Here is a 21,236-nt window from a genome sequence, read left to right as displayed (position 1 = left end):
GATGGGAATGAACGCAAACAGCGCATATAACAATTTCTCTGCATCTTCTGCTTCTGAAAGAGGTCCGTTTCCGCCGCCGACTTTATGCGAGATTGAACCGGATTCGTGCCCTTATTCCCCATAAACAAAAAGACCGCGCCTCGGCGCGGTCTTTTTGTTTGGTGCTAAGCTCTTGTTATCTGCCACCATTCTTGAGGCGAATCAGATCCGGAGGGGTTGCCTCTTCAACAAGACGGGCAATCGCCTCATCACGCGTCATCGCTTCCTGATCGCGAGAGCCGAAGCGGCGCATATTGACCGTCTGTTCTTCCGCTTCACGCTTGCCGCAGACGAGAATGACCGGAACCTTCTGGAGCGAATGTTCGCGAACCTTGTAGTTAATCTTCTCGTTGCGCAGATCGGTGACAACCTGCAGACCGGCAGCCTTCAGCTTGGCAGCCGTTTCGATGGCATAATCGTCGGCGTCTGACGTGATCGTCGTCACCACGACCTGAACCGGCGCGAACCAGAGCGGCATGTGACCGGCAAAGTTTTCGATCAGAATGCCGAGGAAACGTTCCATCGAGCCGCAGATTGCGCGATGGATCATGACCGGCTGGCGCTTTTCCGATTCATTGTCGATGTAGAACGCGCCAAAACGTTCCGGCAAGTTGAAATCGACCTGCGTGGTGCCGCACTGCCATTCACGGCCAATGGCGTCCTTTAGCGTATATTCGAACTTTGGTCCGTAGAACGCACCCTCGCCCGGCAGGATGCCGGTCTTGATGTCGTCCGACTGCTGTTCAATCTGTTCGAGAACAGTCATCATCACGCTTTCAGCGCGATCCCAAAGCTCGTCCGAACCGACGCGCTTTTCAGGGCGGGTCGAGAGCTTGATCGTGATCCCTTCAAAGCCGAAATCTTTATAGACCGACAAAATGAGATCGTTGATGCGCAGGCATTCTGCAGCCATCTGCTCTTCGGTGCAGAAGATATGCGCATCGTCCTGCGTAAAGCCGCGCACGCGCATAAGGCCATGCAGAGCACCCGACGGTTCATAGCGATGCACATTGCCGAATTCGGCAAGCTTGATCGGCAGATCGCGGTACGACTTGAGGCCGTGCTTGAAAATCTGCACGTGGCCCGGGCAGTTCATCGGCTTCAGCGCAAAGACGCGGTCGTCGTCGGTATCGTCACCGGCAACCGTTACCTTGAACATGTTGTCGCGATACCAGCCCCAGTGACCGGAGGTCTCCCAGAGCGACTTGTCGAGCACCTGCGGCGCGTTGACTTCCTGATAGCCATGGCTGTCGAGGCGACGGCGCATGTAGCTCACCAGATTCTGGAACATTTTCCAGCCCTTGGCGTGCCAGAACACGACGCCCGGTCCTTCTTCCTGGAAATGGAAGAGGTCCATTTCGCGGCCAAGACGACGATGATCGCGCTTTTCGGCCTCTTCAAGCATATGCAGATAGGCCTGAAGGTCGTTGTCGTTTGCAAAAGCGGTGCCGTAGATGCGGGTCAGCATCGGATTGTTGGAATCACCGCGCCAGTAAGCACCGGCAACCTTCATCAGCTTGAAGGAATTGCCGATCTGGCCGGTGGAAGCCATGTGCGGACCGCGGCAAAGATCGAACCAGTCGCCCTGGTAATAAATCTTGAGGTCCTGACCTTCTGGAATGGCATCGACGAGTTCGACTTTGTAGGCTTCGCCCTTGTCGGCAAAAACCTGCTTGGCCTTGTCGCGCGACCAGATTTCCTTGGTGAACGCCTTGTTGCGCTGAATGATCTCGCGCATCTTCTTTTCGATCACCGGCAGATCGTCCGGAGTGAACGGTTCATTACGAGCAAAGTCGTAATAGAAGCCGTTTTCGATGACGGGACCAATGGTAACCTGCGTACCCGGGAAAAGCTCCTGAACGGCCTCTGCCAGAACGTGTGCCGTATCGTGACGGATCAGTTCAAGCGCGCGCGGGTCTTCGCGGGTCAGAATCTCGATCTTGCCGGAAGCGCCAAGCGGATCGGAAAGATCGCGCACGGTGCCGTCGACGGCATAGGCCACTGCCTTTTTTGCGAGAGATTTGGAGATTGATTCCGCGAGTGCAGCGCCGGTGATCGACGCATCATAGTCCCGTACGGAACCATCGGGGAATTGCATGGAAACGGTATTCGACATTCTATTCGTCCTTATCCAGTCCCGCCAACGATTGCGGGTGGTTCATGATCATGCGTTGTCAGTATTGTGAGGCTTCTAGTATTTTTTGTCCGGCCAGTAAAGCACGACATCCCGACAGGGCTATTTGTCGGGATGTAAAAACAAACGGTAAATGGGATGTCAGCCCTTGATGGGCAAGCAGTCGATACGCTGCTTCTTGAGCTTGGCGCAGGCCTTCTCAGCGGAAGCGGAATCCTTGAACCCGCCGAACCAGACGCGATAGACCTTGCGGCGCTTGCCGTCCGGCGAAATCTCGCCCTTCAAACCATGGGCGACCTGATCCACTGCGGGGCGCAGCTTTTCCTGAAGTTCGGTAGCTCCAGCACGCGTCGGTGTTGCAGCAAGCTGGATACGCCAGGCAGCGCCGGCAGACGCGACGAGATAGCCGCCATCGCCCTGCTCGATCTGGGAATCGTCGATCAGGTCGGCAACCGAATCTTTCTTCGGGGTTTCTTTCGGCGATGGTGCAAAAGCGACCGGCTTTGCCATTGCCACAGCCGTCCCCTCGCCGCTGGCATTGCCATAACGGGTCAGAAGCTTGGCCATCTGGCCGTCGCGCTCACCTGCCGAACCAGCGCCCAGAACCACACCGACAAGATGCTTGCCGCCGATAATGGCGGACGAAACCAGATTGTAACCGGACACGTTTGTATAGCCGGTCTTGATGCCATCGACGCCGCCATAGCGGTACATCAGATTGTTGTGACCGTTATAGTCCCGACCGCGATAAGTGAACGAGCGCTGGGAAAACAGCGCGTATTGTTCCGGGAAGTCGCGGCGCAACGCCATACCAAGCACAGCCATATCGCGCGCTGTGGTAAGCTGGGTCATATTGGCAGTCAGTCCCGAAGGATTGACGAAGAAGGTGCTCTTCATACCAATCTGGCGCGCGCGCTGCGTCATCAGACGGCCGAAACCGGCTTCAGATCCGCCGATATATTCGCCCATTACCGTCGCGGCATCATTGGCCGAAATGATGATCATCGCATTGACCGCATCACGCACCGAAATGGTCTGCTCCGGCTTGAGCCAGAGCTTCATGCGCACCTTGGCGGCAGCGTTCTTCGAGATGGGCATCTGGTCATCCCAGTGCAGGCGACCGGTCTTCAATGCTTCAAAGGTGATGTAAAGCGTCATCATCTTGGCGAGCGATGCCGGTGCACGCTGGAAGTTGGCGTCGTCCTGCCCGAGTATACGGTTGCTGTCAGCGTCGAACACGACCCACGAGGGCTTCGCCATTGCTGCGGAACCACAAAGAATAGTGGCTCCAAACGCTACGGAAGCAACGAAACGTGCGATACGGGACGACGATGTCAGCATGATGGCTCGCGGATTTAAAAATGCTAGCTGCATTTGCAGGCAAATTGCGGCCTGAAAAAGACCATAACGATGCCTCAATTCTTATTCCCTAAGAAACATTGATATCGTTAATGAATTCTAAGCATCGTGCAAAAAATACAGGTATTTAGAGCATTTTCAGCAAAAGTGCGTAGCCGTTTTGCGCAGGATAATGTGCAAAAACAAATAGATAGAGCAGTTCCACGTTTCTGTTTTGAAGCGGAACTGCTCTAGTGGTGAGGGGTGGAGCAGCGCCAATAGCGCCAGGGCAGATACCATTTTAGCTCGCCCGACAATTCGCGCGGCACTGGGTCTATACCACGCGTGCCGAACGGGCCGCAGCGCATAACGCGGAAAAGCCCCATCCAGCCACCGCTCCACAGGCCGTGACGCGCAATCGCTTCATAGGCATATTCCGAACAGGTCGGCATATGGCGGCAGGAGTTTCCGATCAGCGATGACAGTGTCAGCTGATAGAATCGGACACATGCTGTACCAAACACCCTGCCCGGCGTTTTGCGCCAGCTATCGGTGAAATTACGGCTGTATCGCTTTGCTTGAGGCGGCGTATCAGTCGCGTGGTCTTTGCCACAGGAGCACATTGGGTCAGGCGGCCTTGGCTTTGTCTTCGATCTGGCGAATGCAATCGACAACGGCGTCGAAGGTCAAAAGCGTTGACGCGTGGCGGGCTCTGTATTCGCGCACGGGCTCGAAATATTTCAGGTCTTCGAACCGTCCTTCCGGTGACGGTCCATTTTCCTTGAGCATGGCATACATCTTATCACGAACGGCTTTCAGTTCGTCGGCAGTTGCGCCAATGACATTGCGCGCCATGACCGACGACGACGCCTGCCCCAGCGCGCAGGCTTTCACCTCATGCGCAAAATCAGTCACCACGCCATCTGTCATCTTGAGATAGACCGTGACCGTCGAGCCGCACAGCTTGGAATGCATTGTGGCGACAGCATCCGCTTCGGCCAGCCGACCGATGCGCTCCATATTGCCCGCAAATTCCAGGATGCGTTTGTTGTAAATATCGTCGATCATTTGCGTAAGCCTTCCGCCTGATATGCTGGCCATGCAGCTTCATGTCTTTACATGGTGCCAGCAGTCAGGAACTTCAAATCCGTTCAGAGTGTCAGATTCAGCAAGATTCAGCTGTTTTCGAATCCTGCCTCTGCCGCTTTCATTGCGCCAAAATGATACGAATTTCAAAATCTTGATACCAGTCAGAGAAAAAACAAAAAAATGTTTTTTGATATCAGTTTGAAGTTGCAATTTACTCCCTATATATTAGGCAAGTAACGCCTGCAGTTTGGATGGCGTTGGAGCGTTGGACTTTTAAATATTGTTGAACGTTCTGACGGTCTGTTTTAAGGCATGATATCATACGAAAAACCTTTGTGTTTTTAGATGTCATGTTTTAGCAGGGCACCATAGTGAAGGCATGAAACCTGTCCGGTGCGCTTAAGCCACCGGATCAATACATCGCCCGCTCGCAAAGCGTATCGTTGTATTGTCCGTTTAACTCGTCTCCTCCTTGAAGGAGACTACTGGAGAATACTGATGGACGCGCGCATCCTCAAAGAAGATGACGAATCCGGCCTGCCTTCAAAGAAGCAGGCAAATGTTACCCCGTTGCACGGTAAGCCGACGCAGGCCGACGCGGAAGCTGCAGTTCGCACGCTTCTCCTGTGGGCTGGCGATGATCCGGAGCGCGAAGGCCTTCTGGAAACGCCAAAGCGTGTCGCCAAGGCCTATAAGGAGCTTTTCTCTGGTTACGTGGAGAGCCCTGAAGAAGTGCTTGGCACCGTGTTCGAGGAAGTTGCCGGTTATAATGATATGGTGCTGGTGAAGGACATTTCCTTCTTCTCGCATTGCGAACACCATATGGTTCCGATCATCGGCAAGGCGCATGTCGCCTATCTTCCTGACCACAAGGTTGTTGGCCTGTCGAAAATCGCCCGTGTGGTCGATATTTTCGCACATCGCCTGCAAACACAGGAAAGCATCACTGCACAGATCGCCGACAGCATTCAGACCATTCTGAAGCCGCGTGGCGTTGCCGTAATGATCGAGGCCGAGCATATGTGCATGGCCATGCGCGGTATTCGCAAGCAGGGTTCGACCACCATCACCACCACCTTTACCGGTGAAATGAAGGTCAAGGTCGATGAACAAGTGCGTTTCATGACCCTGTCGCGCAGCAAATAATGCACGATCCCGAAAGGCTCGGCTTTTCGGCTATGCATGATATGTTTTTCAGATATTTTGAGGCACGTTGCATAAGCCACGTGCCTCTTATCCATTTCAGGTGAGACAATGACGACCTTCCCTGCCCAGCCTTCCGATAAAAAGACGATTGAAGAAGGTGCGGTGTTCATGCCGCGCTTCGATGCTTCCGGCCTCATCACGGCGGTTGTCACCGACGAACGTGACGGTGTGCTTCTGATGGTAGCCCATATGAATGCGGAAGCGCTTCGCCTGACGCTGGACACAGGGATCGCGCATTACTGGTCGCGTTCGCGCAACACGCTTTGGAAAAAGGGGGAAACCTCCGGCAATTTGCAAAGCGTGATCGAACTGCGCACCGATTGCGATCAGGACGCCTTGTGGCTCAAGGTTCGGGTCGCTGGCGATGGCCCCACCTGCCATACCGGACGCCGCTCATGCTTCTACCGGCAAGTGGTCACTGAAAACGGTGAAACCACACTGAAAATAGAAAATGGCGGCGGTTGCGATCACGATCATTGATCGCTTTCAAAACGATGTGATGATGCGAATAGGCCTCGCGTCATCAATTTGCAGCATTTATTCTTTGGATACCATGTTTCGCTAATCTGATCGAATCGATGAGGTGTCCAAGGTGATGCTTAACTGGGGGGTACGGCGCAGGACTGTCAGCATAGACGTCGAAGCGCCTGCTCAGGAAGTCATTGAAAAGCCCGAAATCAAGCGCGAGCCGCGTAAGATCGCGCTGGCGCTAGGCGGTGGTGCTGCGCGCGGCTGGTCGCATATCGGTGTGTTGCGCGCGCTTGACGAGGCTGGCATCAAGATCGAAATGATCGCCGGTACATCCATTGGCGCGCTCGTCGGTGGTTGTTATCTGGCGGGCAAGCTCGATGAGCTGGAAGAATTCGCCCGTAGTTTGACCCGCCGCCGCATGTTCAATCTCCTCGACATTACATTTCGTGGCAGCGGCCTGTTTGGCGGCATGAAGCTTGATGGGCGCTTACGCGAACATCTCGATGGCCTGCGCATAGAAGAGCTCACACGGCCCTTTGTAGCGGTCTGTACGGAATTACGCACCGGCCATGAGATATGGCTGTCGTCCGGGCCACTAGTGGACGCTATGCGCGCTTCCTATGCCCTGCCCGGTGTATTCGAGCCTGTCCGGTGGGATGAGCGCGTGCTGGTTGACGGTGCGCTCGTCAATCCGGTGCCGGTCTCTGTGTGCCGCGCTTATGAGCAGCGTCTCGTTCTGGCAGTCAATCTCCATTACGACCAGTATGGCCGCGCAGCGGTCATCAAGCATGCCCAGATGCGCCAGGAAGGTCTGCCGGGCGCGGTCCATGGTGAGAAGGAAGCGCGGCTCGGAATCACCGGTGTGATGATGGATGCCTTCAACATCATTCAGGACCGTATTTCGCGGGCCCGCATGGCAGGTGATCCGCCGGATCTATCCTTGATGCCGGTCGTCGGCCAGATCGGACTTGCCGATTTTCACCGCGCTGCTGAAGCGATTGATGCTGGTTATGTCGAAACGATCAAGCGTCTGGAGGATATTCGGCGTCTTCAGGGCATAGCGGGCTGATTTCTCTGCATTTTTGCGAATCCTCCGGAATCGGGATTCGCGATTCCAGAGGTTTTTTGATCGCCACGAGCGCTAGGGGCGTCTGGAAGACAAGCTCTGTGAAGATTTTTTGAAAAATTATCATTTGCAGGAAGTCTTTGAAAAAGCCCAAAAAATAAGGGTTCCCAGTGTTTGAAGGAATGAACGCGCTACGGTTTTTCACATTCTTTTCGAAAAAGATTGGCTGATGATGCAGATGGGGCTTGTGCACCCCAAGGTGATTTGCTAAATGCCCACTCGCCGGAGCAATTCGGCTTCTACCACGGGCGGTCGTGGCGGAATTGGTAGACGCGCAGCGTTGAGGTCGCTGTGGGGCAACCCGTGGAAGTTCGAGTCTTCTCGACCGCACCATTCTCTCTTTAGAGAGTTGAAATCGTTAGATTTTAAGCAAACGCCCTCTGGGGCGTTTTTGTTTTTCCGAGCCTTGCTATAAACAGTTTCAGCCTTGGCCCTCGATATTCCCCCTCTCTGACATAGATGTCTGTGCTAGTTTCCAGACCTAAACAAAATCATGGAGGATTGCATGAAGATCAGTGCGCGGAACAGGCTCAAGGGCAAGATCGTAGACGTTACCAAAGGCGCTACGACGGCGCATGTGCGTATCGATATCGGCAACGGCGTGATCGTCACCTCTTCCATCACCAATGAGGCTGTTGACGAGTTGCGTCTTGCTGTGGGTGGCACGGCCTATGCCGTCGTCAAGGCGTCCGACGTCATGGTTGCCGTGGAGGACTGAACTACCGGCATATCAGCAAAGAAAAACCCCGCCTGAGCGGGGTTTTTGATTCATGCCTTGTCCAGTTCCGATCGAACCATTTCGCTATGCTCTCCCAGATTGGGTGAGCGGTGGTCGATTTTAAGTTCTGCATCGGAGAAGCGTATCGGCGTGCGCAATCCCGGCACGCCTTGCGGGTCGATCTTCATCCCGCGTGCGATGAATTGTGGATCAGCGAAGACGTCGGCCACCGAATTGATCGGCCCTGCGGGAACACCAATCTTTTCCAGTCTCGCCAGAAGGTCGTCACGCGTCCACTGACGGGTGCGCTCTTCCAGAAGCTCTGTCAGCGCCGTCCTGTTCGCGACGCGGGCAGCATTGGTCGCAAAGCGTTCATCGCTCGCAAGCTCTGCAAGGTTCAGCAGGCCGACCAGACGGCCGAACTGGCCGTCATTGCCGCAAGCTATGATGAAATAACCGTCGGAGACGGGCAGCGTCTGGTATGGCGCGATATTGGGATGCGCATTGCCCATGCGCTTCGGGGATACGCCGGACGCCAGATAGTTCATGGCCTGATTGGCGAGGACTGCCGACATGCAGTCAAACAGCGCCATATCGATGTGCTGCCCCTTGCCCGTGCGCTGGCGCATGATAAGCGCCGACTGGATGGCAATCACGCTATAAAGGCCGGTGAAAATGTCTGCAAAGGCCACACCGATCTTCTGCGGTTCGCGATCCGGCTCGCCAGTCAGATCCATGATGCCGCCCATGCCCTGGATCATGAAGTCATAGCCTGCCCGCTCGGCATAGGGACCGTCATGTCCGAACCCGGTAATGGAGCAGTAGATCAGGCGCGGATTGACCTCCTTGAGGCTCTCATAGTCGAGGCCGTATTTATCGAGGCCGCCGAGCTTGAAATTCTCGATGACAACATCTGCATCGGCTACGAGGCGACGCACCAGCTCCTGCCCCTCTTCCGTTCGGAAATCCGCCGTTATCGAGCGCTTGCCGCGATTACAGGCATGGAAATAGGCAGCCGACTTCTCACCTTCGACTTCAATGAACGGAGGGCCCCATTTGCGCGTATCGTCGCCTTCCGGGCTTTCGACCTTGATAACGTCCGCGCCCAGATCGGAGAGCGTCTGACCGACCCACGGACCGGCCAGAATGCGGGCCAGCTCGACCACTTTGAGACCATCAAGCGGTGTGTTCTGCATTTCGGGAACCTTGTAAAAGCGGAAAAGCCCGCCCGCAGAAAGCGAGCGGGCTTGGGAGGACATTGCGGGCGGTTACGATCAGAAGAAAGCCTGAATGCCGGTCTGCGCGCGTCCGAGGATCAGTGCGTGAACGTCATGCGTGCCTTCATAGGTGTTCACCGTTTCAAGGTTCTGCGCGTGGCGCATCACATGGTATTCGATCTGGATACCGTTGCCGCCATGCATGTCGCGCGCCTGACGGGCAATATCGAGTGCTTTGCCGCAATTGTTGCGCTTGACGATGGAGATCATTTCCGGAGCCATCTTGCCTTCGTCGAACAGGCGACCGACGCGCAGCGATGCCTGAAGGCCGAGCGTGATTTCGGTCTGCATGTCGGCAAGCTTCTTCTGGTAAAGCTGCGTGCCAGCCAGCGGCTTGTCGAACTGCTTGCGGTCGAGGCCGTATTGACGCGCACGGAACCAGCAATCTTCGGCAGCGCCCAGCACACCCCAGGAAATGCCGTAACGGGCACGGTTGAGGCAGCCGAACGGACCCTTGAGGCCCGATACGTTTGGCAGCAGGGCATCTTCCGACACTTCCACGCCGTCCATGACGATTTCGCCGGTGATCGATGCGCGCAGCGACAGCTTGCCGCCGATCTTCGGAGCGGAAAGACCCTTCATACCCTTTTCGAGTACGAAACCGCGGATGGCATTGTCATGGGCTGCGGACTTGGCCCACACCACGAACACGTCGGCGATTGGCGAATTCGAGATCCACATCTTGGAGCCGGTCAGGCGATAGCCGCCGTCAATCTTCTCGGCGCGGGTCTTCATGCCTGCAGGGTCGGAGCCGGCATCCGGCTCGGTCAGGCCGAAGCAGCCGATCAGTTCGCCCGAGACGAGGCCCGGCAGGTACTTCTTGCGCTGTTCGTCGGAGCCATAGGCATAGATCGGGTACATGACAAGCGAGGACTGCACGCTCATCATTGAACGATAACCGGAATCAACGCGCTCGACTTCGCGAGCCACGAGGCCATAGGCGACATAACCGGCATTGGCCGCGCCATATTCTTCCGGCAGCGTAACGCCAAGCAGACCGGACTGGCCCATGAGGCGGAACAGTTCCGGATCGGTGGTTTCGTCGAGATAGGCCTTTTCTACACGCGGCAGCAGAACGTCGCTCGCAAACGCCTTTGCGGAGTCGCGGATCATGCGCTCGTCTTCAGTCAGCTGTTCGTCGAGCAGAAATGGATCTTCCCAGTTAAAGGCCGTACGCGACATTATGAATTCTCCTCAGTTCAGAATTGACCGGACTATGAACCGCAGGGCGTCAGGCTGCAAACGATGTTTACTCATCGATCTATTCCATTTAGTAATAGATCATGACGACACTCTCACGACGGCTCCTTCCCTCGACCAGTGCGCTTGCAGCGTTTGACGCTGTTGCGCGGCTGGCAAGCTTTTCAGCCGCTGCAGAAGAACTGGCGTTGACGCAAGGGGCTGTCAGCCGCCAGATTTCAACGCTCGAAGAACAGCTTGGAACAGCGCTTTTCGACCGCACCAGCCGCCATGTCGTGCTGTCGGATGCGGGGCGCGCTTATTTCAATGCCGTCGCGCCTGCCCTTTCAGCCATTCGTGCTGCTTCGCTTCAGGTTATGTCGCAGATGCGCGGCAAGACATTGAACCTCGCTTTTCTGCCGACATTCGGCACACGCTGGCTCATCCCGCGCATTCCGCGTTTTGTGGCGCAATATCCGGATATTATTCTGAATTTCGCAACCCGCATTGGTCAATTCGATTTCGACCGCGAAGGTCTCGACGCGGCCATTCATATCGGTCAGCCGGACTGGCCCAATGCGGATTGCGTGTTTCTGATGGATGAGACGGTTGCGCCAGTTTGCAGCCCGGCTTTTCTGGGGGAGAACCCGGTGTCAGCGCCCACCGATCTTCTGCGGCTGCCACTGTTCAATATGGCTTCGCGACCGGGCGCTTGGGATCACTGGTTTCGCAGCCTCGACATAACCGTGCCAGCGCCGGGTGGCATGCGGTTTGAACAATTTTCCAACGTGTCGCAGGCTTGCATAGCGGGGCTGGGTGTCGCCCTCATGCCGCTTTTTCTGACCCGCTCGGAAATCGATAGCGGGCAACTCGTGGTGGCCTATCCGCACACGGTCAAAAGCCCGAGCAGCTATTATTTCGTCACACCGAAGGCGCGCACAAACACGCCTGCGGTGAATGCGTTTCGCGATTGGCTTCTGGGTGAAGTCAATCGCGAATTCGATCCTCATGCAATCGAGTTGCTGACAATCTCGTAGGAGCGCAAGCGCTTCTTGTGATCATGAATCATGCCAGTGATCATCAGCTCGTCAGCGCCGGTGCTTTCAGCAAAGGCCTGAATGCCCTTTGCCACCGTTTCTGGCCCGCCGACGACGCGGCATGACAGCATCTGGCGGACAAGCGCTTGCGCTGCCGGATCAAGCTGTTCCATGTAGCCTTCTACCGGTGCGGGAAGCTTGCCCGGACGGCCGCTCCGCAAATTTACAAAAGCCTGCAATTGCGAAGTGAAGAGATAATGCGCCTCTTCATCTGTATCAGCGGCAATAACGTTGAGGCCGAGCATGACATAAGGCTTCTGCATATATTCCGAAGGCTCAAACCGCTCGCGGTAAAGCGCGATGGCGCGTTCCATTTCCGCTGGCGCAAAATGCGATGCGAAGGCGTAAGGCAGGCCCAGCATGGCAGCCAGTTGCGCGCCGAACAGGCTTGAGCCGAGAATCCAGACCGGAACCTCAAGCCCCTCGCCCGGAACAGCGCGAACACGTTGGGCAGGCTCTGCCGGTTTGAAATAGTTGAGCAGTTCGACCACGTCCTGCGGGAATGCGCTGGCATCGCCATCAAGATTGCGCCGCAGCGCATGAGCCGTAATCTGGTCGGTTCCGGGCGCACGGCCAAGGCCAAGATCGATACGGCCCGGAAAGAGCGAGGCCAGTGTGCCAAACTGTTCAGCAATAACCAGAGGCGAATGGTTCGGCAGCATGATGCCGCCCGCGCCAACGCGGATTGTCGACGTGCCATTGGCGACATAGCCGATCACGACCGACGTGGCCGCGCTGGCAATGCCGGGCATATTGTGGTGTTCAGCCAGCCAATAGCGATGAAAGCCAAGTTTCTCCGCATGCTGTGCAAGCTCAAGCGTATTGCGCAGAGACTGACCGGCATCGCTGTTATCGGGAACGGGCGAAAGATCGAGTACGGATAAAGGTATCATACTGGCTCATATGGGATTGAGTACTGCGGTTGCAATGACCGCAAAGAAATAGGGCACCCTAGAAATAGGGCGCCCTATACTTAATTCAAAGCAACTAAGAGTGATCAGACACTATTAGTGCGGTTGTGCCGGAGCTGAATCATGCCCCTCTTCCGGCTTAACCACATATTCGCCTTCCACGTCCTTCTTTGCGATGAAGGTGTAAAACATCGGCACCACGAACAGCGTGAACATCGTGCCGATCACGATACCGGTGAAGATCACCAGACCCATCGAATAACGGGCGGCGGCACCGGCACCAGTCGCGATGATCAGCGGAACAACGCCGAGCGCCATGGCCGCAGTGGTCATCAGGATCGGACGCAGACGGGTTTCGGCGGCAGCGATGATCGCATCACGACGCGAAAGTCCGTGTAGACGGCGCTGCTGATTGGCGAATTCCACCATCAGAATGCCGTGCTTGGTAATCAACCCGACAAGGGTGATGAGACCAACCTGCGTGTAGATGTTCAGCGTGCCGAGACCGATATTGAGCGGCACGATAGCGCCGAAGATCGAAAGCGGCACCGACATCATAATGATGAATGGATCGCGGAAGCTTTCGAACTGCGCAGCCAGAACCAGATAGATCACGACAACGGCGAGGCCGAATGCGATCAGAATGGTGTTGCCCTGCTCCACTTCCAGACGCGACTGGCCGGAATAATCCAGGAAGAAGCCTTCCGGCATCTTGGCCTTGGTCAGATCGACAAGCGTTTGCAGGCCTTGTCCGGTGGTGACGCCCGGCAGAGGCAGCGCCGAGATCGTTGCCGAATTGAGCTGGTTGAACTGCTCGATTGCGGCAGGCGATGCGTTCTGCGTGATCGTGATGACAGACGACAGCGGGATCATCGAACCCGAAACACTGCGAACATAGAACTCACCGAGCTTTTCGGGATTCGAGCGATAGGCATCCGGCACCTGAGTGATGATGTCATAGCTGTTTGAATCGCGGTCAAACTTGGCAACCGACGCGCCACCGGTCAGGAGACCAAGCGTTGCACCGATATCGCTGACCTGCACGCCAAGCGTTGCCGCACGGTCACGGTCGATGGTGATCGTCGTTTCCGGTGCGTTGAAGGACAGCGAGTTCTGCACGATGATGAACTGTCCCGAAGCCTGAGCTTCGTTCTTGATCTCTTCGGCCAGTGCGAAAACCGTGTCCGCCGGACCGGTTGACTGAAGTGCAATCGAGATCGGCAGACCGCCACCTGTGCCCGGAAGCGATGGTGGAGCGAAGACGAAGGCCTGTACACCAGCCACCTTGTTCAGACGATTTGTCAGGTCTTCCTGGATCTGCTTCTGCGAACGGGTACGGTCGTTCCAGTCGCTCAGCACCCAGAGTGCGATACCCGATGTGGTGCCGCCATCCATGCCAACGATCTGGAAACGGGTCTTCTGCTCAGGCAGATCCTTCGTCAGCTCATCAATCTGTTCGGCATAGAGGTTCGTATAGGCCGAAGTCGCATATTGCGGAGCCTGGAACATCGAGAACAGTGCGCCTGAATCTTCTTCAGGAGCCAGCTCGCTCGACGTATTCATGAACAGGAAGCCCGTCAGGCCCATCAGCGCTATGACGATCAGCAGCGTGATGCCGCGATAGTTCAGCGAGTTCGTTACGCGGCGGTGATACCACTTTTCCACGCGCGAGAAGGTGCGGTCGATGAACTTCTGAAACCGCGTTGCTTCGCCATGCTTGAGCATGCGCGAGCACATCATCGGCGAGATGGTCAAAGCCGCCACACCGGAAATGATAACGGCACCCGCCAGCGTGAAGGCGAATTCGCGGAACAGCGCGCCGGTCAGACCACCGGTGAAACCGAGCGGAGCAAACACGGCAGCCAGCGTGATCGTCATGGCGATGATCGAGCCGGTGATTTCCTTCATGCCCTTGAAGGCGGCATCCATTGGACGCAATCCCTCTTCGATATGGCGGTGAATATTCTCCAGAACGACGATGGCGTCATCGACCACGAGGCCGATGGCAAGAACCATGGCGAGCAGTGAGAGAAGATTGATCGAGAAACCGAGCGCGAACAGGAAGAAGCACACGCCGATCAGCGAGATCGGAATGGTCACAATCGGGATCAGAACCGAACGGAACGAACCGAGGAAGACGATGATGACCAGAATAACGATGGCCACAGCTTCGCCAATGGTCGTGAAGACTTCCTTGATCGACGAGCTGATCTGCTCGGTCGCGTCATAGACGAGAACCAGCGACATGCCTTCCGGCAGCGAGTTCTGGATCGACGGCAGTTCCTTATTGACGGCAGCCGCCATGTCGATCGGGTTCGCTGCCGGCGTCGGATAAACGCCGAGGAAGGTACCTGCCGAGCCGTTGAACGACACGATGGTGTCGGTGCTCTTGGCCGCCAGTTCCACCTTTGCCACGTCACGCAGACGCACAACTTCATCACCCGAAGTCTTGATCGGCATTGCGCCAAAGGCTTCCGGTGTTTGCAGCGTCGATTTCAGTGTGATCGAAGACGCAACATACTCGTTCTTCGTCGTGCCCGGTGCGGAAAGGAAGTTGGACGCATTGATTGCGGCCAGTACTTCTGGCGCCGTTATCTGACGCGCAGCCAACTGGATCGGATCGAGCCAGACACGCATCGAATAGACCTGACCACCAAGGATTTCAGCCTTGGCGACACCCTGAATGGTGGACATGCGCGGCTGGATGACGCGTTCCAGATATTCGGTGATCTGCTCGCTCGTCATGTTCGGGTTCTGCGCAGCCAGATACATGGTTGCGAAGCTCTGGCCCGTCCCCTTGACGATAATCGGGTCATCGGATTCGTCCGGCAGATCGCCGCGAACCTGATTGACCTTGGCGATCACTTCCGTCAGCGCAGCATCCGGATTTGCGCCGAGCTTCATCTGCACCGTCACCGTGCTCGACGATGGGCGGCTGGACGACGTCACATAGTCGATATTTTCGGTCGTCGCGACCGATTCAGCGATAGGCGCGGTGATGAAGCCCTGAATGAGTTCAGCGCTCGCACCGGCATAGTTGGTGGTGATGGTGATGACCGTTTCGTCAACCTTCGGATATTCGCGCACGGAAAGCTGCGCGATACCCTGAAGGCCGAGGAGAATGATCATGAGGGCGACCACCGTTGCAAGAACGGGTCGCCGGATGAAAATGTCTGAAAAACTCATCGGTTCGCCTATTTCTTGTCAGCCGGATTGGCCGGGTTAACCGCATTGTCGATGTTCACCGGAACGCCGGGCGAAAGCCTGTTCTGTCCTGCGGTGATGACGATGTCGCCTGCCTTGAGGCCGCTGGTGATTTCCACCACGCCGTTATAGCGACGGCCAAGCTTGACGAAGACCTGCTGTGCAACCAGCTTTTCACCGTCTGCGGGCTTTGCGTCGGCGGCAGGCGTCTTGGTTTCTTCGGCTGGCTTTGCTGCTTCCGCATTCGCCTTGCCGTCTTCAGCCTTCTTTTCCGGGCGAACGGCATAGACATAGTCGCCGTAAAGGCTCGAAACGATGGACGTCTGCGCAATGGCAAACACGTTGCTTTCTTCGGGCAGTTCAACGCGAACCTGCACGAACTGACCCGGCGTCAGCTTGTGATCCGGGTTCTTGACCTCGGCGCGCACAGAAACAAGGCGCGTGGTCGGGTCGATCTTCGGATCGATACCCACGATCGTGCCGGTGAAATCGAGCTTCTCAGCTGTGGAACCGACCTTGACGGTCTGGCCGAGCTTGATTGAGGTCAGCGACTGTTCCGGCACCGTGAAGTCGATGCGCATCATGTTGGTGTCCTGCAAGGTGGCAATCACCGTGCCGGGTGTCAGATACTGACCAATATCGACCTTGGCGATACCGATAACGCCGGAGAACGGCGCTTTCACGGTCTTCTGAGCCAGCGTCGCGCGCATTTTTTCAACGGCCGCTTCCGCGGCATTGGCGACCGATGCCGTCGTATCGACGTTGGAAACAGCACCCACGCCGCGTGTGCGCAGCGTATCGGCGCGCTTCAGGTTCTGCTGGGCAAGAACAGCCTGCGCTTCGGCGGCAACAAGGTCAGCCTTCTGGATGCTGTCTTCCAGCTGGAGCAGCACGTCGCCTTCCTTCACTTCCTGATTGGAGGTGAAGTTGATCTTCTGCACGATGCCGTCGAGCTGAACCGTCAGGTCCACGCCGTTGAGCGCGTGGGCCGTGCCGATAGCCTCAACACCCGGCTGCCATGTGCCCGGTTCGACCGTGGTGGTCGAAACCGTCTGCGCTGGCTGCTGCATAGTGGCGAAAAAGTCCTTGATGGCCTTCGATCTGAACAGATTGAAGCCGACAAGCCCCCCGACGACGATCACCAGGAACACGATTGCCAGAATTAGGCGCTTTATCATTGCGGTTGTACTCCGGGGTGGCGCCCTGAACACTCTTAAAAAAGCGTCGAGGGGGGACGTTGAGCGCACCCTTTCGCAATCACACAAAGGTCGCGCGTATTTTACTTGAATTAGCGGAGCGAATAACTGTACCGTCTGGACGGTATTGTCAACTCAGGAACTGTCAGGAGACCCGTCGAAGTTGTTAGCTAAAAAGAAGGTCTCTTCGCGCGAGCGTATTTTACGCGCGGCCGTGGAACTTGCCCGGGAAGTGGGGCCAGCTCATATTTCACTCGACGCCGTTGCAGCCCGTGCCGGGCTGTCGAAAGGCGGATTGCTTTATTCTTTTCCGACCAAGGCAAAGCTGCTCGAAGGCGTTGTCGAAGAATATATGAAAGAACACGAACGGGCGATGGAGGTTCAGGAAACGCTCCAGTCCGGCGATAAAAACCGCGTTGCGCGGGCTTTTCTCGATGTTTATCGCGTTCAGGCCGATGATGAACCGCCCGCATGCGGCGTTCTTGCTGCACTTGCCGAAGATCCGGGTTTCATGGTGCCCGTTCGCCAGTATCACCGGACGTTTCTTGACCGCATGATCAAGGATACAACCGATCCCGACACGGCCCTGATCGTCTATCTGGCCGTCGCTGGCCTTGAGTGTTCTAAATTGATGGAATGCGAAATTTTAAGCGATGAAGAACAGCGTGCGGTTCTGTGTCGTCTGGAAAACATGCTGACAGAAAACTGACAGTATTTAAGAAAAAAGGGCGCTCAGCGCCCCTTTATTTTAGCAACTTGCGAATCACAGAGCCGGAATGTCTCCCCGCTCCCACCCCGCGGTGGTTTCAGCGGCAAAGTCGTTGAAGCGACCGTCAGCAATCGCTGCGCGGATGCCCTTCATCAGATACTGGTAATAGGCCAGATTGTTCCAGGTCAGCAGCATGGCGCCCAGTGCCTCGCCGGATTTCACCAGATGGTGCAGATAGGCGCGGCTGTAGTCGCGCGATGCCGGGCAATCGGATTCCGGATCCAGCGGACGGTGATCATCGGCATGGCGTGCATTGCGCAGATTGACCTTGCCGAAACGCGTGAAGGCCAGACCATGACGCCCTGCGCGGGTTGGCATCACGCAATCGAACATGTCGATGCCGCGCGCAACTGATTTCAGAATGTCGTCCGGCGTGCCGACGCCCATCAGATAACGAGGCTTTTCAGCTGGCAGGATCGGGCAGACCACTTCCAGCATATTCAGCATGACTTCCTGCGGTTCACCGACAGCCAGACCACCGACCGAATAGCCCTTGAGGTCCATCGCCTTCAGCGCTTCTGCTGAACGTTCGCGCAGGCGGGCATTATCGCCGCCCTGCACAATGCCGAACATGGCTTTGCCGGGCTGGTCGCCAAAGGCCACCTTGCAGCGTTCAGCCCAGCGGAGCGACAGTTCCATTGCACGCTCGGTGTTCTTTTCCGGCGAAGGCAGCGCCACGCATTCATCGAGCTGCATCTGGATATCACTATCCAGCAAGCCCTGAATTTCGATGGAACGCTCCGGCGTCATCTCATAGGCTTTGCCGTCGATATGCGAGCGGAAGGTTACGCCCTTCTCATCCAGCTTGCGCAATTGCGCCAGAGACATGACCTGAAAGCCGCCGGAATCGGTCAGGATCGGGCCTTTCCAGCCGCCAAATTCGTGTAATCCGCCAAGACGGGCAACGCGCTCCGCACCGGGGCGCAGCATGAGATGATAGGTATTGCCGAGAATGATATCCGCGCCGAGCTCCTTCACCTGATCCATATACATGGCTTTGACGGTTCCGGCTGTGCCGACAGGCATGAAGGCAGGCGTGCGGACCACGCCGCGCGGCATGGAAATTTCACCCTGACGGGCCGCGCCGTCGCGGGCGAGGACTTTGAATTCAAAATTTTCGCTGGTCATGGCCGTTGTCTAGTATGTCAAGCGCGTTCAAGCAAGCTGCCGTCGCCATAGGAATAGAAGCGATAGCCGGTTTCAATCGCCCGTTCATAGGCGGCGCGCATCGTATCGAGGCCGCTGAATGCGGAAACCAGCATGAACAATGTCGAACGTGGCAGGTGGAAATTGGTCATCAGCATGTCGACGGCGCGGAATTTATAACCAGGCGTGATGAAGATGTCGGTCGGGCCGGACCACGGACGGATGATGCCATCCTCGCCCGCTGCACTTTCAATGAGCCGCAGTGACGTCGTGCCGACACAGACAACGCGGCCGCCGCGCGCATGCACGGCATTCAGCGCATCCGCAGTCTTCTGCGAAACATAGCCGATCTCGGAATGCATCTTGTGATCGTTCGTGTCATCGGCCTTGACGGGCAGGAAAGTCCCCGCCCCGACATGCAATGTCACGAAATGCTCTTCAATGCCCTTGGCCTTGATCTTTTCCAGAAGGTCAGACGTGAAATGAAGTCCGGCGGTCGGGGCTGCGACAGCGCCTTCCTCACGGGCATAAACGGTTTGATAGTCGCTGCGGTCGCGGTCATCTTCCGCACGCTTCGATGCGATATAGGGCGGAAGCGGAATATGTCCGACGGCGGCGATGGCCTCGTCCAGCATCGCGCTGGACAGGTCGAACACCAGAAGCGCTTCGCCTGCTTCGCCCTTCTCCGCAACAGTTGCGTCGAGAGTGCCAAGGAAGCAGCTTGACCCGGAATGACCGAAGCGGATGCGGTCGCCTTCCTTCACGCGCTTGGCCGGACGCAGAAATGCCGCCCAACGGTCAGGCCCCATGCGCATATGCAAGGTTGCACTGACTTGGCTGATATTGCCATCGCGTTCGCGCATGCCTTCAAGTTGCGCCGGTATCACCTTGGTATCATTGAAAACAAGTGCATCGCCCGGCTGGAGAAGATCGGGCAGATCATAGACGTGGCGATCCTCGAAAGGCTGGCCCGGAACAACACGCAAAAGCTTTGCATGGTCGCGGGGCTCTGCTGGGCGCAAAGCGATACGCTCTTCCGGCAGATCGAAATCAAAAAGATCAACACGCATGATGGGCCTCTAAAGCATTTCCAGCAAAAGTGCGAAGCGGTTTTGCGTAGGATAATGCGGTAAACGAATGACGGCCCCGGTTTGAACCGGAGCCGCAATTTTCATTGGAAATAATCGATCAGATGTCGGCTGCGATACGTGCAGTTACGATCTTGTCCGGATCGGTAACCGGCTCGCCGCGCTTGATCGTGTCGACATTGTCCATGCCTTCGATGACCTGACCCCAGACGGTGTACTGGCGGTCGAGCCAAGGAGCGTCGGTGAAGCAGATGAAGAACTGCGAGTTGGCCGAATTCGGGTTCTGGCTGCGTGCCATCGAAGCCGTGCCGCGCTTGTGCTGGGTGTTGGAGAACTCAGCCTTCAGGTCCGGCTTGTCCGAACCGCCCATGCCAGCGCGCGAGCCGTTGAAATGTGCGCCGCCCGACTTGCCGAACTTCACGTCGCCAGTCTGCGCCATGAAGCCGTCGATCACGCGGTGGAACACAACGCCGTCATACGCGCCTTCGCGTGCCAGTTCCTTGATGCGCTCAACGTGGCCCGGTGCCAGATCCGGATAGAGTTCGAGCACAACATTGCCCTTGGTGGTTTCCAGAACGAGCGTGTTTTCGGGGTCTTTGTAAGCCATTTGGCCTCTCCTGTTTCAATGCGTTCAATAAGACGCGTTGTATTGGATAGTTATTTCTGAATGGTCGCCTTGACGATCTTGTCCGGGTTTTCCACGGATCCGTTATCGGATTCGCTGCCCTTCTTTATCTTGTCCACGGCTTCCATGCCGCTGACAACCTTGCCGACCACAGTGTACTGGCCGTTCAGGAATGCGCCGTCATCGAACATGATGAAGAACTGCGAGTTAGCGGAATTCGGGCTCTGGCTGCGCGCCATGCCAACCGTGCCGCGCACGAAAGGCTCTTTCGAGAACTCAGCCTTGATGTCGGGATATTTGGAGCCGCCGGTGCCAACGCTCTGAGCGTTGAAGCCCTTGTCCATATTGCCATACTGGACGTCGCCAGTTTGGGCCATGAAGCCCGGAATGACGCGGTGGAAAGCAACGCCGTCATAAGCGCCGTCGCTGACCAGCTTTTCGATCTGGGCCACATGCTTCGGCGCGAGGTCAGGACGCAGCTGGATCGCAACATCACCGTCCTTGAGCTTCAGAACGAGCGTGTCCGCCGCATTGGCGACGGAGGCCAGCACGCCTTGAGACAGTGTAAGGATCGCGGCAGCGGCGAGCGCCGAACGAATAAATTTCATGATCGAAAAACTCCC

19 protein-coding genes and 1 tRNA gene are annotated in these 21,236 nt (G+C 56.4%); 7 read left to right on the top strand and 13 right to left on the bottom strand.

Going from position 1 to position 21,236, the window contains the following annotated elements:
• Positions 1–175: 175 nt before the first annotated feature.
• The 4 genes from thrS to FHW00_RS08075 all read right to left on the bottom strand — a co-directional run bounded on the left by thrS (position 176) and on the right by FHW00_RS08075 (position 4,579).
• Positions 176–2,155, bottom strand: a complete 1,980-nt coding sequence (gene thrS / locus FHW00_RS08090; protein ID WP_078338631.1) for a threonine--tRNA ligase — start codon at positions 2,153–2,155, stop codon at positions 176–178.
• Between the two features lie 159 nt (positions 2,156–2,314).
• A complete protein-coding gene (locus FHW00_RS08085; protein WP_078338630.1) occupies positions 2,315–3,514 on the bottom strand; it encodes a D-alanyl-D-alanine carboxypeptidase in 1,200 nt (399 codons plus the stop codon).
• Positions 3,515–3,762: 248 nt separating this feature from the next.
• A complete protein-coding gene (yidD, locus tag FHW00_RS08080) occupies positions 3,763–4,134 on the bottom strand; it encodes a membrane protein insertion efficiency factor YidD (protein WP_078338629.1) in 372 nt (123 codons plus the stop codon).
• Between the two features lie 4 nt (positions 4,135–4,138).
• Positions 4,139–4,579, bottom strand: a complete 441-nt coding sequence (locus FHW00_RS08075; RefSeq protein ID WP_078338628.1) for an iron-sulfur cluster assembly scaffold protein — start codon at positions 4,577–4,579, stop codon at positions 4,139–4,141.
• 519 nt (positions 4,580–5,098) lie between these two features.
• On the opposite strand from FHW00_RS08075, the gene folE reads away from it, so the two are divergent.
• The 5 genes from folE to FHW00_RS08050 all read left to right on the top strand — a co-directional run bounded on the left by folE (position 5,099) and on the right by FHW00_RS08050 (position 8,121).
• The gene (gene folE, locus FHW00_RS08070) at positions 5,099–5,746 is read left to right on the top strand and encodes a GTP cyclohydrolase I FolE (RefSeq protein WP_078338627.1); all 648 of its coding nucleotides are present in this window, start codon (positions 5,099–5,101) and stop codon (positions 5,744–5,746) included.
• 108 nt (positions 5,747–5,854) lie between these two features.
• Entirely contained in the window at positions 5,855–6,286 is a 432-nt protein-coding gene (gene hisI / locus FHW00_RS08065; protein ID WP_078338626.1) for a phosphoribosyl-AMP cyclohydrolase, read from the top strand.
• Positions 6,287–6,398: 112 nt separating this feature from the next.
• Positions 6,399–7,346 (top strand): patatin-like phospholipase family protein, encoded by a 948-nt coding sequence (locus FHW00_RS08060; RefSeq protein ID WP_078338662.1) that lies wholly within the window; start codon positions 6,399–6,401, stop codon positions 7,344–7,346.
• A 305-nt stretch (positions 7,347–7,651) separates the two neighbouring features.
• Positions 7,652–7,736: transfer RNA gene (locus tag FHW00_RS08055), tRNA-Leu, on the top strand.
• 172 nt (positions 7,737–7,908) lie between these two features.
• Positions 7,909–8,121 carry a TOBE domain-containing protein gene (locus tag FHW00_RS08050; RefSeq protein ID WP_078338625.1) on the top strand — a complete coding sequence of 71 codons (213 nt, stop codon included), beginning with the start codon at positions 7,909–7,911 and terminating at the stop codon, positions 8,119–8,121.
• Positions 8,122–8,171: 50 nt separating this feature from the next.
• Here the strand turns inward: FHW00_RS08050 and FHW00_RS08045 are convergent, their stop codons facing one another.
• Together FHW00_RS08045 and FHW00_RS08040 are read right to left on the bottom strand one after the other, a co-directional pair.
• A complete protein-coding gene (locus FHW00_RS08045; RefSeq protein WP_078338661.1) occupies positions 8,172–9,317 on the bottom strand; it encodes a CaiB/BaiF CoA transferase family protein in 1,146 nt (381 codons plus the stop codon).
• 78 nt (positions 9,318–9,395) lie between these two features.
• A complete protein-coding gene (locus FHW00_RS08040) occupies positions 9,396–10,580 on the bottom strand; it encodes an acyl-CoA dehydrogenase (protein WP_078338624.1) in 1,185 nt (394 codons plus the stop codon).
• A 101-nt stretch (positions 10,581–10,681) separates the two neighbouring features.
• On the opposite strand from FHW00_RS08040, the gene FHW00_RS08035 reads away from it, so the two are divergent.
• Complete coding sequence (locus tag FHW00_RS08035) at positions 10,682–11,614, top strand: LysR family transcriptional regulator (protein WP_078338623.1); 933 nt, start codon at positions 10,682–10,684, stop codon at positions 11,612–11,614.
• Here FHW00_RS08035 and FHW00_RS08030 read toward each other — a convergent pair.
• The 3 genes from FHW00_RS08030 to FHW00_RS08020 form a co-directional block, all read right to left on the bottom strand.
• Positions 11,584–12,567, bottom strand: coding sequence for an LLM class flavin-dependent oxidoreductase (locus FHW00_RS08030; RefSeq protein ID WP_078338622.1), 984 nt, complete (start codon positions 12,565–12,567; stop codon positions 11,584–11,586). The genes FHW00_RS08035 and FHW00_RS08030 overlap by 31 nt on opposite strands.
• A gap of 114 nt (positions 12,568–12,681) precedes the next feature.
• On the bottom strand, positions 12,682–15,771 hold the full coding sequence (locus tag FHW00_RS08025) for an efflux RND transporter permease subunit (protein WP_078338621.1): 3,090 nt from the start codon (positions 15,769–15,771) through the stop codon (positions 12,682–12,684).
• Between the two features lie 8 nt (positions 15,772–15,779).
• Entirely contained in the window at positions 15,780–16,967 is a 1,188-nt protein-coding gene (locus FHW00_RS08020; protein ID WP_078338620.1) for an efflux RND transporter periplasmic adaptor subunit, read from the bottom strand.
• Positions 16,968–17,148: 181 nt separating this feature from the next.
• Here FHW00_RS08020 and FHW00_RS08015 point away from each other — a divergent pair, with 181 nt between their 5' ends.
• On the top strand, positions 17,149–17,694 hold the full coding sequence (locus tag FHW00_RS08015) for a TetR/AcrR family transcriptional regulator (RefSeq protein WP_078338619.1): 546 nt from the start codon (positions 17,149–17,151) through the stop codon (positions 17,692–17,694).
• 54 nt (positions 17,695–17,748) lie between these two features.
• Here the strand turns inward: FHW00_RS08015 and tgt are convergent, their stop codons facing one another.
• The 4 genes from tgt to FHW00_RS07995 all read right to left on the bottom strand — a co-directional run bounded on the left by tgt (position 17,749) and on the right by FHW00_RS07995 (position 21,221).
• Positions 17,749–18,882, bottom strand: a complete 1,134-nt coding sequence (tgt, locus tag FHW00_RS08010; RefSeq protein WP_078338618.1) for a tRNA guanosine(34) transglycosylase Tgt — start codon at positions 18,880–18,882, stop codon at positions 17,749–17,751.
• Positions 18,883–18,899: 17 nt separating this feature from the next.
• Positions 18,900–19,970 carry a tRNA preQ1(34) S-adenosylmethionine ribosyltransferase-isomerase QueA gene (gene queA / locus FHW00_RS08005; protein ID WP_078338617.1) on the bottom strand — a complete coding sequence of 357 codons (1,071 nt, stop codon included), beginning with the start codon at positions 19,968–19,970 and terminating at the stop codon, positions 18,900–18,902.
• 118 nt (positions 19,971–20,088) lie between these two features.
• The gene (locus FHW00_RS08000; protein ID WP_078338616.1) at positions 20,089–20,595 is read right to left on the bottom strand and encodes a peptidylprolyl isomerase; all 507 of its coding nucleotides are present in this window, start codon (positions 20,593–20,595) and stop codon (positions 20,089–20,091) included.
• A gap of 50 nt (positions 20,596–20,645) precedes the next feature.
• Positions 20,646–21,221 carry a peptidylprolyl isomerase gene (locus tag FHW00_RS07995; RefSeq protein WP_078338615.1) on the bottom strand — a complete coding sequence of 192 codons (576 nt, stop codon included), beginning with the start codon at positions 21,219–21,221 and terminating at the stop codon, positions 20,646–20,648.
• Positions 21,222–21,236 lie beyond the last annotated feature (15 nt).

Origin of the sequence: Ochrobactrum sp. P6BSIII (assembly GCF_014138065.1) — a bacterium.
In the GTDB taxonomy this organism is placed as follows: domain Bacteria; phylum Pseudomonadota; class Alphaproteobacteria; order Rhizobiales; family Rhizobiaceae; genus Brucella.
Note: the sequence above shows the minus strand (reverse complement) of the source record. Positions and strands in the feature narration are given on the sequence as shown.

What these genes read in the sequence shown, in the direction of transcription:
- thrS (WP_078338631.1), bottom strand. Translation starts at nt 2,155, where the DNA reads ATGTCGAATACCGTTTCCATGCAATTCCCCGATGGTTCCGTACGGGAC.
- FHW00_RS08085 (WP_078338630.1), bottom strand. Translation starts at nt 3,514, where the DNA reads ATGCTGACATCGTCGTCCCGTATCGCACGTTTCGTTGCTTCCGTAGCG.
- yidD (WP_078338629.1), bottom strand. Translation starts at nt 4,134, where the DNA reads ATGTGCTCCTGTGGCAAAGACCACGCGACTGATACGCCGCCTCAAGCA.
- FHW00_RS08075 (WP_078338628.1), bottom strand. Translation starts at nt 4,579, where the DNA reads ATGATCGACGATATTTACAACAAACGCATCCTGGAATTTGCGGGCAAT.
- folE (WP_078338627.1), top strand. Translation starts at nt 5,099, where the DNA reads ATGGACGCGCGCATCCTCAAAGAAGATGACGAATCCGGCCTGCCTTCA.
- hisI (WP_078338626.1), top strand. Translation starts at nt 5,855, where the DNA reads ATGACGACCTTCCCTGCCCAGCCTTCCGATAAAAAGACGATTGAAGAA.
- FHW00_RS08050 (WP_078338625.1), top strand. Translation starts at nt 7,909, where the DNA reads ATGAAGATCAGTGCGCGGAACAGGCTCAAGGGCAAGATCGTAGACGTT.
- FHW00_RS08045 (WP_078338661.1), bottom strand. Translation starts at nt 9,317, where the DNA reads ATGCAGAACACACCGCTTGATGGTCTCAAAGTGGTCGAGCTGGCCCGC.
- FHW00_RS08040 (WP_078338624.1), bottom strand. Translation starts at nt 10,580, where the DNA reads ATGTCGCGTACGGCCTTTAACTGGGAAGATCCATTTCTGCTCGACGAA.
- FHW00_RS08035 (WP_078338623.1), top strand. Translation starts at nt 10,682, where the DNA reads ATGACGACACTCTCACGACGGCTCCTTCCCTCGACCAGTGCGCTTGCA.
- FHW00_RS08030 (WP_078338622.1), bottom strand. Translation starts at nt 12,567, where the DNA reads ATGATACCTTTATCCGTACTCGATCTTTCGCCCGTTCCCGATAACAGC.
- FHW00_RS08025 (WP_078338621.1), bottom strand. Translation starts at nt 15,771, where the DNA reads ATGAGTTTTTCAGACATTTTCATCCGGCGACCCGTTCTTGCAACGGTG.
- FHW00_RS08020 (WP_078338620.1), bottom strand. Translation starts at nt 16,967, where the DNA reads ATGATAAAGCGCCTAATTCTGGCAATCGTGTTCCTGGTGATCGTCGTC.
- tgt (WP_078338618.1), bottom strand. Translation starts at nt 18,882, where the DNA reads ATGACCAGCGAAAATTTTGAATTCAAAGTCCTCGCCCGCGACGGCGCG.
- queA (WP_078338617.1), bottom strand. Translation starts at nt 19,970, where the DNA reads ATGCGTGTTGATCTTTTTGATTTCGATCTGCCGGAAGAGCGTATCGCT.
- FHW00_RS08000 (WP_078338616.1), bottom strand. Translation starts at nt 20,595, where the DNA reads ATGGCTTACAAAGACCCCGAAAACACGCTCGTTCTGGAAACCACCAAG.
- FHW00_RS07995 (WP_078338615.1), bottom strand. Translation starts at nt 21,221, where the DNA reads ATGAAATTTATTCGTTCGGCGCTCGCCGCTGCCGCGATCCTTACACTG.